Source organism: uncultured Megamonas sp., assembly GCF_958438645.1.
Taxonomy (GTDB): domain Bacteria; phylum Bacillota; class Negativicutes; order Selenomonadales; family Selenomonadaceae; genus Megamonas.
Genome location: NZ_CAUBSM010000012.1, coordinates 58,946 through 70,775, shown reverse-complemented (window position 1 = coordinate 70,775; position 11,830 = coordinate 58,946). Strand labels below are relative to the sequence as shown.

The following is an 11,830-nucleotide window of genomic DNA, read 5'->3' as shown; positions in this document are numbered from 1 at the left end:
ACTAAGTCTCAATTAGTAGCTTAATTAATATGTCCAATATTTTGGGTGCATATCATTTATTTACAGATTATAACGCTTTTTTTATTGAGATAGTTTCATTTGATAAGCTTCGCCCCAAGTTTTCATTGCTTCTAGAATAGGTTTTAAACTAATACCTGTTTCGGTTAAAGTGTATTCAACACGCGGAGGAACTTCAGCATATACTGTTCGATAAATAAGACCGTTTTTTTCCATATCTCTTAATTGAGTTGTTAACACTTTTTGAGAAATATTTCCTAGAGATTTTTTTAATTCACCAAATCTTTTTGTTCCCGAAGCCAAATCACGTAAAATTAATACTTTCCATTTATCACCTATTAACATAAGTGTTGTTTCTACAGGACATTGGGGTAAATTTTTTGTTTTTAGCATAATATCTTCACCATTTCTAGATAAATTATTATTTATTATATAAATGAAAATTAAGAAAGTCAATTTATGAATTATATTTAAAAATTTTTATCTATAAAAAATCCTATAGTTTATATAATTGTTACTTAGAGGTAACTAAATAACAAAAAAGTGCTTACTTTACAGCTATATATCGCAAGTATAAAATAGGTTTTGTAAAAATAAGAAATGAAAATTTTCTAGGAGGTCTTTATAATGAAAAAAGTAATTGAATTTTTACAACAAAATCCTGTACAATATCTTGCTACAGTTGGTAGAGACGGCAAAGCAAAATGTAGACCATTTATGTTTGTTTTGGCAAAAGATAATAAACTTTGGTTTAGTACAAATAATACTAAAGATGTTTATAAAGATATGCAAAAAAATCCATATATTGAAATATCTATTGCTTCTCCTCAATATGCATGGCTTCGTTTAAATGGAAAAGTTGTTTTTGAAGAAAATAAGGAAATAAAAGAAGCTTGTATGAATAATCCTATTATTAAAAGTCAATATAAAACAGCAGATAATCCTATTTTTAAAGTATTTTATCTAGAAAATCCTCATGGCACAATAGCTGATTTTTCTGGTAAAGAACCATATGTTTTTTGAGTAAAAAAAGCAAGATACTAAGTAATGTATCTTGCTTTTCTATTAATATAATTTTTATTCAAAGTATAGATATACACCTAATATACCTTGTTTTTGGGATATCCAGATGGTATTTTCTTTATTATTTACTTCATTGCTTACAGCATAAGGTAAATTATTATTGAGCATAACTTGGTCAAGTGGCCAATATACGCCATTGATGCTAACACCGCTACAAGTACCACCTAAAGGAAGTAATGAGATTGCTTTTGGTGTTTGTTTGAGATTTAAAGTTAGATGTTCTTCATTATGTAAAAAGAATAAAATTTCTTTTTCATCAGCAATACAACCACAAAAATTTTTGTTTAACATGCCATTAAAACTAAATATAGTGCTAAAAGCATGGTCAAAACGCCCGCCCCATGCACCTGTTAAAATAACAGTTGAAGCTGGATATTTATCATCAATTATTTGAAGTGCTAATTGCGTATCAGTAACATCTTTTTTTGTAGGAACTTTTGTTATAGTAACATCATTATCTACAGCCCATTGCCATGCTTCAGAAGTAGCACTATCACCATCACCAATTAATTGAAGTGGTTTGATATTTGCTTGCTTACAGATATCTATACCATGGTCAGCACAAAACACGTCTTTTCCTTCACTGATAGATTTTAACCATTGTGCATCAGGAGCATTACCTCCGCTCACTAAAATTATTTGATTTTCAGGTATTTTATAACCAAATTTTGCTATTAATTGGGGAAGTTCAAGTATATTATTCATATTGTTTAGCCTCTTTATATATATCAGTTTTTTCATTAAGAGCTTTTTTGAATTCTCTCGGTGTCTGTTTAAAAATTTGTTTAAAGGTTCTTGAAAAAGTAGAATAGTCTTTAAAGCCACAGTCAAAGCATATTTGAGTTAAAGCTATTCCAGATTTAATCTTTTCTTTAGCCACTATTAATCGTTTATTTAATATATATTGATGAATACTATAACCTGTTTTTAATTTAAATTTTCGCATTAAGTAATATTTACTTACAAAAAAATGATTGGCTAGATAATCAATATTTAATTCTGTAAATAAATGTTCATTTATATAATCAATAACAGAATTAATAGTTTTATCATAAGAAACTTTATGGTGAATAGTCAAATTTTTATTATCATTGATAATGGCTCTATTTATTAAAATCATGAACTCTAAGAATTTTAGATTACTGTATAACTCATGTGCAAAACCTTTATCATTAAAGGAGTTTTCTAAAATTTGGATTTGTTTTAAGATATCATTTTCATTGATATTATCTAAATTCATAACATATGAATTATGTTCTTGAGTATAATTAAAACAAAAATCTAATTTATCTGTAGTATCTATTTTATTTTTTAGATAATTAGGGTCAATATAAAGGACAATACGTTCATATGTTGTTGTATCGCTGATAGTAGGATAATGAATACAATTATGAGGTACAAAAACAATATCATAGGGAAATAATTGATAAGTTTGCCCTTCAATATTATATTTAACCTTACCACTTAAGAATAAAATTATTTTATCAAATTCGTGATAATGAGCTTTGATTTCTATTTTTTGGACATCTTTGAGATGAAATAATTTAAAATAAGATGTTAAATAGCCTTTTTTTTGATATTCCATAGCTATCCCTCTTTTCATAAATTATACTATACTTTATCTTACGCTTTTTGGCAAAAAATTTTTTATCAACAAGAAAATTTTAGAGCATTTTTTGCAATGTTTTTTGCATTTATCATATAGTATTTGTTATATCTATAATATATAATATAGTCAATTTGAAAATATGAAACAAAGATATTGATTATAGATAATTACTGTTTAAGGAGTTGGGCATAATGTCATTAGTAATGAAAAAATATAGATATAACCATAAAGATTATTTAGTATATGAAAGAAATCTTTTAGCTAGAGAATTTGATGCAAATGAATGGCAAACAATTTGCAATAATGATTTAGGTGTTGGAGCTGATTTCATTATTGAAATTATTAATACACAGATTTTTGCTTATGATATGTATGGTCAGAAAATAGATTTAAATCAAGATTTGCAATTTGTTATAGATTATCATGAAGATATTTTAAAAGATAATAATATTTTAGCTCAATTTACTCGTGATATTGAAGTTCGTTTTACTAATTATTATATTAATAGATTGGCTAATTTAGTTACTAAAAAAGCTTATAGCGCATGAAAAAATAGATAAAATATACAAGCATAGTGTCATACTATGCTTTTTTTATTGCAAAAACTATTAAATAGTGAATTTTTATTTTATAATATAAGTAAAATAAAATTCAAGGAGATAAAAATAAAATGAAAAATGCATCTCTAGAAGAACGATTTTTATCTACAAAAGGTCGCATAAACCGTAAAATATTTATCTTATATGCAGTATGTTTTATCTTATTTTGTCTATTTTTGATAATACCAACGTTTTTAGTGATTATCAGTACGACAGATGGGACAGTAGTTGATATTAGTATAAGTATAGTATCTACATTGATTGAATTAGCATTATTACCTAGTTTATTTTTAGGAATTAAACGTTTGCATGATTTAGATAAATCGGCTGTATGGATAATTTTATGTGTAATTCCATTGATAAATATGCTATTTTTTGCTTATTTATGTTTAATAAAAGGGACTGATGGTGATAATAAATATGGAAAAGACCCTTTAAGTTTGGATTTATAAGGAGTTTTTTATGAATTTAGAAGAAAAATATTTTTCTACAGAAGGTAGATTAAATCGAAAGCCATTTATTCATTATATAATCTTTTTGATTGTCATATCATTGGCTTTTATAGGGATTATTACTTTATTAGGTTTAGCTAGTGCATTATCTATTGCTATTTTAGGCGAAAATGTAAATGATTTAAATGTTTTATCGCAAATAGAAGTAATTCCTATTTTACTTATTTTAGTAGCTTCTTTAATTTTAATAATATTATTTTTACCACTTAATTTTTTGATGATACGACGTTTGCACGATTTAAATTTTAGCGGTTGGTGGATAATATTTCCTATTATTTTTCCTTTTGGTTATTTCATTTTTATTTTGTATTTGATTTTGGCTAAAGGAACAAATGGTCCAAATAAATATGGTGAAAACCCTTTAGAATTAACAAAAAGCAGTAATGTTTAAATACATTACTGCTTTTTTATAATTGAAATGATATTATTCAACTAAATCAATGTTCACATCTGGATTTACATCTGCATCATAATCTACATTATCAAAACCAAAACCAAAGAGGTTATAGAAGTCATTCCAATAACCTTCTACATCAGCATATTGAGATAAATTTTCAGTAGTTACTTTATTCCAATAATCAAAAATAGTATTTTGTACATCGTCTCTCATTTCTAAATCATCAATACGGATACGATGTTCATCATCTACTTTTGGTTGTGGTTGAGAGAGGTATTCATGCCATAAACGATACATTTGTTCAATAGTACCTTCATGAACATTTTTATCTTTCATTACGCGATACATTACCGCCACATATAAAGGAACAATAGGAATAGCAGAGCTAGACTGTGTTACTAAAGCTTTATTTACAGATATAATAGCTTTAAAGCCTTCTTGACGTAAAGTGTCAGCTGTTTTATAAAGATGTTGTTTAGCTGCACCGATAGTACCTTCATAATATATTGGATATGTAATTTTAGAACCAATATAAGAATATGCTACAGTACAAGCATCATCAGTCAATACATCAGCAGCTTTTAGAGCGTGCATCCAATCAGCCCAATCTTCGCCACCCATAACTTTAATAGTAGCTTCTACTTCTTCAGGCGTAGCTGGAGGCAAAGTAGCTTCAGTTAATTCATTTGTTTTTAAATTTAAAGTTTTAGCAGTGAAAGGTTTATCAACAGTTTTTAATACGGAAGAATACGTTGTTCCATCAGCTGTTGTACGACGAGGAGCAGCTAAGGAATAAACAACCATGTCAATTTTACCTAAATCTTTTTTTATAAGTTCAATAGTTTTTTCTTTAATAGCTTGAGAGAAAGCATCACCATTTATTGTTTTAGCATAATAGCCATCGTTTTTAGCGAATTCTTCAAATGCAGCTGTATTATACCAACCAGCAGTTGCAGTTCTTTTGCCATGTGCTGGTTTATCAAAGATAACTCCAATTGTAGAAGCTCCACTAGCATAAGTTGCACAGATACGAGAAGCTAAACCATAACCTGTAGAGGCACCTAATACTAATACTCGTTTACCAAGTTCAACCTTAGGCTGACTTTTTACATATTCGATTTGACGGCGTACATTTTCTTTACAGCCTTCTGGATGAGAAGTTAAACAGATAAAATCTTTTACTCTTGGCTTGATAATCATAAAATATTCTCCTTTACTTAGTTATCGCTAAGTTTTATATCATATTATCTTAATTAATATATATGGTTATTAATTTGAATAATAATAATATAAATATATATATTATTTATATTATACAACTTAGAGTCAATAATCACAAATAATATTTAGATTAAAAATAGATTAATAAAATTATAGTGTATACCAATAAATTTATATTTTATAATTTATTTAATTGCAAAATAATATGGTATTGCTAAAATCAGCAATACCATATAAAAATTAATATATTTAATTTTCGTTTTGATTAACAATAATATCATTTTTGTTTTCAGATATTTCATCATTGATTTTCAAATAAATCGGTGAGAAAATACTAGTCTGATAAACATTTATACGTTTTATTTTGATTAATTCCAACATAGCTAAAAAAGTAGTAATTAATTCTGATTTAGAAATCTTATGCTCACTATATTGAAAAATAGTATTAAAACATATATTTCCGCCATGCTGCTTGAGTAAAGCCAACAATTCAATAATTTTATCTTCAATAGTATATTGTTCACGAGAAACATTCGCTATAATTGGCTCATGTTCAATTTGACTTTCCAATACATTTTGAAATGCTTGATATAAAAGACTTATATCAAGACCTTTGGGTGGTATATGTTTTGTAGGTAAATTAGTGGCATCACGAAAAAAACGTTTTCCCGCTTCATCTGCCATTTCACCTAGAATACTACTGACTTCTTTATAACGACGATATTCCAATAATCTTTCTACTAATTCTTTTCGTGGATCAATATCATCAGTATCATCTTCTGTTACTTCTTCAGTTTTTGTATCAGGTAATAAAATTTTGGATTTGATTTGTAATAATGTAGCTGCCATGACTAAAAATTCACTAGCTATTTCAATATTAAACTCTTTGAATTTAGCAAGATACTCCATATATTGTTCTGTCAATAAAGCAATGGGAATATCATAAATATCAATGCGATTTTTTTCAATCAAATGCAATAATAAATCTAATGGCCCTTCAAAGGATTCTAAATGTACCTTATATTGTTCTTGTTGCATAAAGAACTCATTAAATAATAATAGAGATAATAAGATTTAAAATGCTTATAATAAAGTTACTGATAGGGTGAATGATAAAACCCAATATTCCAGTAAAAACAAGAGCAATTAGAATAAAAAAGCTATAACGATTGACTACAGAAGATTGATATTTATAAGCTAATCTACCTGGTAATAGAGAAGATAAGATTTTAGAACCATCAAGTGGTGGAATTGGTACTAAATTAAAAATAGCAAAATTTACATTATAAATAATGATTAATTGCAGTACCATGATAAGCCAATGAGGTGCAAAACTATATTTAAAACAAAGAGCAAAAAATATTGAAGCGACAAAAGCTGTGATTAAATTAGCTACTGGTCCTGCTAAGGAAACCTGCATTTCACCTTTACGCCAATCATCAAAATTATTTAAATTAATTGGTACAGGCTTTGCCCAACCTATTTGAGCGAAAAATAACATAATCAATCCGATAGGATCAATATGAGCTACAGGATTTAAAGTTAATCTTCCATTCATACGAGGAGTAAAATCCCCTAAATTATCAGCTACTTTAGCATGAGCATATTCATGGACAGTCAATGCAATCAGCAAACCTGGAATTGCATAAATCATATCTGGACCAAAACCAAACATTAAATACCTCCTAAATCTTTAAATAACAAATAAAAAATTATTGTTTACATAATTTTTCTGCCATTAAAATAGCAACAACAGACTTAGCATCAAAGATTTCACCTTTATTGACTAAATCCACAGCTTCACTTAATGGCATTTCTACTAGATTTATAAATTCATCATCATCAGTATGTTGTTTACCCTTTATTAAATCTTGAGCTAAATAAATATAAATCCATTCATTAGAAAAACCAACAGTAGTAGCTAATTTATGAATTTGTGTGTATTTATTAGCAGTATAACCTGTTTCTTCGGATAATTCACGTTTAGCACAAATCAATGGATCTTCATCCACACTATCTAATTTACCAGCAGGAATTTCTAAAGTCACTTTGCCGATAGGATAACGATATTGACGCACTAAAATAATATTACCATTTGGCAATACAGGAATAACAGCAGAAGCACCTTGATGTTTAATCCATTCACGAACAGCCTTATTGCCATTTGGCAATTTTACATAATCGCGTTTTACATGAAGTAATACCCCATCAAAAATATCTTCGGAAGAAACTTTTTCTTCAATTAAATCTTCATACATGAAAATCCCTCACTTATATAAAATATTATCTACAATTATAAATTTATATTCATAATTATATCATCTATAAAAACAATAAGCTATGAGAAAAATAATATACAAAAGTCTATTATAAATAGATTTTTCATGGCTATAATTTTTAATTATTTTTATAAACCCGCCAATAAGTTAACAACTTTACAAAATAAAAGCGTTATAGTTTTATAATTATATGTAAATAACTTATCTATTTAAAATTTGCATAAATTTATTTGAGATTTATTAAAATAAAAAATGCCTTTAGCACTTGGAAATTAAGAAGCTTTATAATTGACAAACTTATTTGTTGATGATAACATAAAAGCATAGTTGAATACTGAAAGAATAGGTGTCTATATAGACTTAATAGGGAATTCGGTATAAGCCGGAGCGGTCCCGCCACTGTAAAGACAAGCGATTTCACAATTATGTCACTGAGAATAAATCATTTTCTTGGGAAGGCGTGAATAGCTATGACTCTGAGCCAGGAGAACTGCCTATTTAATAATCACCGTTATTACCTGCGAGCGATGGGAAGGCGATTTTGTACAAATATAAATTTTTGTATGATATTGCCTAATTCTATGGAATTAGGCTTTTTTATTTATATTTATATCTGTATATAATCACATTTTAAGTCTGCTTGTATAAGCAGACTTTTTTGCTTTGAGGAAAATAAAGGAGAAAGGAGTTTTTTATACGTAAACTATTCAAAATAAAGGAGGTTGTTTTACTTGAAACGATTTATTAATCGTTTAATTCAATTAGTAATTACTTTAATTGGTGTTAGTTTTTTAACTTTTTGTCTTACTTATTTATCACCTGGTGATCCAGCAGCCATGGTTTTAGAGGCGTCAGATACTATTGTTTCTCAAGAAATAATAGAGCAAACTCGTGAAGAAATGGGACTTAATGATCCATTTCTTGTACAATATGGCAATTGGCTTTTAGGTGTAGCACAAGGTGATATGGGAATTTCTTATTCAGGAAAAAAACCTGTAATAGATAAGTTAATGGAAGGTTTTGCAGGGACTGTTTTATTAGCTTTGACTACAATTATTTTAATTATAATTATTTCCATTCCTTTGGGAATTTTTTCCGCTACACATCGCAATAGAATTCCTGACTTTTTAGTGAGAATTTTTTCTTTTATTGGTGTATCTATGCCAAGTTTTTGGGTAGGATTGATTTTATTATATATTTTTGGCTTAAAATTGGGATTATTTCCTATAGCTACTGCTAGTGTAACACCAAGTGGATTAGTGTTACCAGCACTTACTTTAGCTATCTATCAATCGGCAAAATATACTAGGCAAGTGCGTACTGTTATTTTAGATGAATTACATCAAGATTATGTAATAGGTGCTAGAGCTAGAGGATTGTCTGAAAAAGCTATTTTATGGAAACATATTTTGCCTAATGCAATTTTACCTTTAATAACTTTACTAGGTATGTCCATCGGTTGGTTATTAGGTGGCGTTGCTGTTATTGAAACAGTTTTTGCTTGGCCAGGTATGGGGAGAATGGCAGTGTATGCTATTACTATGCGTGATTATCCATTAATCGAAGGATTTGTTTTATGGATTTCTATTGTGTATACAGTAATTAATTTTTTAGTAGATTTATCGTATACATATCTTGATCCTAGGCTGAAAAAAGGAGATTCAAGATGATTAAATTTATAAAGAATAATAAATTATTTTCTGTATATACATTTTTGGTTTTTTTAGTAATTCTAATTGCTATATTAGCACCTATTATTGCTACACATGACCCTTATGAATCGAATATGACCAATATATTGCAGATGCCAAGCGGTGAACATATTTTAGGTACTGATAAATTAGGTAGAGATACCTTTTCCAGAATAATTTATGGTACACAAACTTCATTATTTATGACTATTTGTTTAGTTATATTAACGGCGACTATTGGTTCTTTAGTTGGTATTTTATCAGGTTATTTTGGTGGTAAAGTAGAAATTGTATTGATGCGTTTAGCTGATATTATGTTGTCTTTCCCAGGTATAATTTTAGCAATTGCTATTGCTGGTATTTTAGGTGGAAGTATTATAAATACAATTTTTGCTTTAGTAATAGTAAGTTGGGCAAAATATGCTCGTTTAGTTCGTAGTTTAGTCATAAAATTACGTAATAATGATTTTATCATAGCTGCTAAAGTAAATGGTACAACAACTATTAATATTTTATGGCGCCACATATTACCAAATATATTGCCAATGATTGTAATAACAGGTGCAATGGATATTGGGACTATGATGATGGAAATAGCAGGTCTATCTTTTTTAGGTTTTGGTGCTCAACCACCTACACCAGAATGGGGATTAATGCTCAATGAAGGTCGTCAATACATTCAAACTGCTCCATGGCTGATGATTTATCCAGGGTTAGCTATTTTTATAGTAGTAGCTATATTTAATCTTTGGGGAGATAGTTTACGTGATATTTTAGACCCTAGACAGGATTGATAGATTTTATTGATAAGAAAAGAGGTTGAATATGAAAAGTTTTAAAATGAAAAAATTATGGAAGGCTATTAGTTTAAGTCTATGTGGTATATTGACTGCAGGTATAATAGCTGGTTGTGGCTCTGAAAATACAGTAGATAAAACTACTTTAAAATTTGGAGTTACAAATTTTGCAGATACTTTAGAGCCAACACAAAATTATTTTGGCTGGGTTGTGATGCGTTATGCTATTGGTGAATGTTTGGCAAAATTTGATGAAAAAATGAATGTTCAGCCATGGCTTGCGGAAAGTTGGTCTATTAGCGATGATCATTTAACATGGACTTTTAAAATTCGTGATAATGTGAAATTTTCTAATGGCAATTTAGTAACAGCTGAAGCTGTAAAAAAATCTATTGAACGTGCTTTTGCTAAAAATACTCGAGCAAAAACTTTCTTTGAATACACAGAAATGAAGGCTGATGGTCAAAATTTAATAATCACAACAAGCAAACCTCAACCTAATATGCCTGGATTTTTGGCTGACCCATTATTTATTATTGTAGATGTTAGTGCAGAGGAACAAGGTAGAGATTTTGCCAAAGAAGGTCCAATTTGTACTGGTCCATATAAAGTGGAATCTTTTGTAAAAGAAAAGGCTGTAATGGTGAGAAATGAATATTATTGGGACGGCGAAGTTCCTTTTGAACGTGTAGAAATACCATCTATTGATGATCCTAATACTCGTGCTATGGCACTTCAATCTGGTGAAGTTAATTTTGCTGTAAATATCGCAGCTGGAGATATAGATTTATTTAGAAATAATGATAAATTCTATATCGATGAAATTTCTTCATTACGTACAGTACTTGCCCGTATCAATCAAAAAGGTATTTTAGGTGACCCAAAAGTTCGTGCTGCCTTGATTTCTGCTTGTGATCGAGAAAATTATAATAATGTATTATTGAAAGGTACATTTATTCCAGGTAAAGCGCCAATACCGCCATCTATGGACTATGGCTTTGATGAATTGACAGACCCAAATGCATATAATCCAGAAAGAGCTAAGCAATTATTAGCTGAAGCTGGTTGGAAAGATAGTAATGGAGATGGTATTTTAGATAAAGATGGCAAAGACTTAAGTCTCGATTTTGTCGTGTATAATAGCCGTGCAGAGCTTCCTTTATACGCTGAAGCTGTACAAGCTGATGCTAAAAAAGTAGGAATTAATATAAATATAAAAAGTGTAGATTATAACCTTATTGATAAAATGGGTATTGATGGCGATTATGATTTACTCATTTCTAATATTACAACTGCTAATATTGGAGACCCTGAAATTTATTTAAGTTGGTATTGGAAAACTAATGTAAATGGAGATAATCCACAAAATGGTTCTGGATATAGTAATCGTGAATATGATGAGATTTTAAATCAATTATCTGTCGAATTTGATAAAGAAAAACGTCGTCAATTAATTATTGAAGCGCAACAAATTTTGTTAGATGATGGTGCTGCATTATTCTTAGGTTATCCACAGACTAATATTATCAGCACCAAAGGCTTAGATGGTGTAGTTATGTATCCATCGGATTATTATTGGCTTACTAATAAAATAAAACCAGCTAAAGCATAAAAGGGGTAAATT

At 28.8% G+C, this 11,830-nt stretch carries 14 protein-coding genes and 1 riboswitch; of the genes, 7 read left to right on the top strand and 7 right to left on the bottom strand.

Going from position 1 to position 11,830, the window contains the following annotated elements:
- Positions 1-81: 81 nt before the first annotated feature.
- On the bottom strand, positions 82-411 hold the full coding sequence (locus tag Q5I67_RS08795; protein WP_018999372.1) for a helix-turn-helix domain-containing protein: 330 nt from the start codon (positions 409-411) through the stop codon (positions 82-84).
- A gap of 234 nt (positions 412-645) precedes the next feature.
- On the opposite strand from Q5I67_RS08795, the gene Q5I67_RS08790 reads away from it, so the two are divergent.
- Positions 646-1,041: a pyridoxamine 5'-phosphate oxidase family protein gene (locus Q5I67_RS08790; RefSeq protein WP_117464511.1), complete on the top strand. Its 396-nt coding sequence runs from the start codon at positions 646-648 to the stop codon at positions 1,039-1,041.
- A gap of 54 nt (positions 1,042-1,095) precedes the next feature.
- Here Q5I67_RS08790 and Q5I67_RS08785 read toward each other — a convergent pair whose 3' ends face one another.
- Positions 1,096-1,806: a thiamine diphosphokinase gene (locus Q5I67_RS08785; protein ID WP_302487072.1), complete on the bottom strand. Its 711-nt coding sequence runs from the start codon at positions 1,804-1,806 to the stop codon at positions 1,096-1,098.
- A complete protein-coding gene (locus tag Q5I67_RS08780) occupies positions 1,799-2,686 on the bottom strand; it encodes an AraC family transcriptional regulator (protein ID WP_193525721.1) in 888 nt (295 codons plus the stop codon). The genes Q5I67_RS08785 and Q5I67_RS08780 overlap by 8 nt, the downstream gene beginning before the upstream one ends.
- Positions 2,687-2,901: 215 nt before the next feature.
- Between Q5I67_RS08780 and Q5I67_RS08775 the strand changes: the two genes are divergently transcribed.
- From Q5I67_RS08775 to Q5I67_RS08765, 3 genes are all read left to right on the top strand, one after another.
- On the top strand, positions 2,902-3,258 hold the full coding sequence (locus Q5I67_RS08775) for a hypothetical protein (RefSeq protein WP_302487071.1): 357 nt from the start codon (positions 2,902-2,904) through the stop codon (positions 3,256-3,258).
- Between the two features lie 122 nt (positions 3,259-3,380).
- Positions 3,381-3,761 carry a DUF805 domain-containing protein gene (locus Q5I67_RS08770; RefSeq protein WP_018999367.1) on the top strand — a complete coding sequence of 127 codons (381 nt, stop codon included), beginning with the start codon at positions 3,381-3,383 and terminating at the stop codon, positions 3,759-3,761.
- Between the two features lie 10 nt (positions 3,762-3,771).
- Complete coding sequence (locus Q5I67_RS08765) at positions 3,772-4,212, top strand: DUF805 domain-containing protein (RefSeq protein ID WP_204922588.1); 441 nt, start codon at positions 3,772-3,774, stop codon at positions 4,210-4,212.
- A gap of 33 nt (positions 4,213-4,245) precedes the next feature.
- Here Q5I67_RS08765 and fabV read toward each other — a convergent pair whose 3' ends face one another.
- The 4 genes from fabV to Q5I67_RS08745 form a co-directional block, all read right to left on the bottom strand.
- Positions 4,246-5,418 carry an enoyl-ACP reductase FabV gene (fabV, locus tag Q5I67_RS08760; RefSeq protein ID WP_302487070.1) on the bottom strand — a complete coding sequence of 391 codons (1,173 nt, stop codon included), beginning with the start codon at positions 5,416-5,418 and terminating at the stop codon, positions 4,246-4,248.
- Between the two features lie 270 nt (positions 5,419-5,688).
- Entirely contained in the window at positions 5,689-6,477 is a 789-nt protein-coding gene (locus tag Q5I67_RS08755) for a ScpA family protein (protein WP_302487069.1), read from the bottom strand.
- 10 nt (positions 6,478-6,487) lie between these two features.
- Complete coding sequence (locus Q5I67_RS08750) at positions 6,488-7,114, bottom strand: site-2 protease family protein (protein WP_302487068.1); 627 nt, start codon at positions 7,112-7,114, stop codon at positions 6,488-6,490.
- A gap of 37 nt (positions 7,115-7,151) precedes the next feature.
- Positions 7,152-7,697: an NUDIX domain-containing protein gene (locus Q5I67_RS08745; protein ID WP_302487067.1), complete on the bottom strand. Its 546-nt coding sequence runs from the start codon at positions 7,695-7,697 to the stop codon at positions 7,152-7,154.
- A 348-nt stretch (positions 7,698-8,045) separates the two neighbouring features.
- A riboswitch (cobalamin riboswitch) is annotated at positions 8,046-8,231 on the top strand.
- 218 nt (positions 8,232-8,449) lie between these two features.
- On the opposite strand from Q5I67_RS08745, the gene nikB reads away from it, so the two are divergent.
- From nikB to Q5I67_RS08730, 3 genes are read left to right on the top strand one after another with little or no spacing between them, the layout of a single operon-like run.
- Positions 8,450-9,388, top strand: coding sequence for a nickel ABC transporter permease (gene nikB / locus Q5I67_RS08740; RefSeq protein ID WP_302487066.1), 939 nt, complete (start codon positions 8,450-8,452; stop codon positions 9,386-9,388).
- Complete coding sequence (nikC, locus tag Q5I67_RS08735) at positions 9,385-10,203, top strand: nickel transporter permease (RefSeq protein ID WP_302487065.1); 819 nt, start codon at positions 9,385-9,387, stop codon at positions 10,201-10,203. Before nikB ends, nikC begins: the two co-directional genes overlap by 4 nt.
- 46 nt (positions 10,204-10,249) lie before the next feature.
- Positions 10,250-11,818 (top strand): ABC transporter substrate-binding protein, encoded by a 1,569-nt coding sequence (locus Q5I67_RS08730; protein ID WP_302487073.1) that lies wholly within the window; start codon positions 10,250-10,252, stop codon positions 11,816-11,818.
- Positions 11,819-11,830 lie beyond the last annotated feature (12 nt).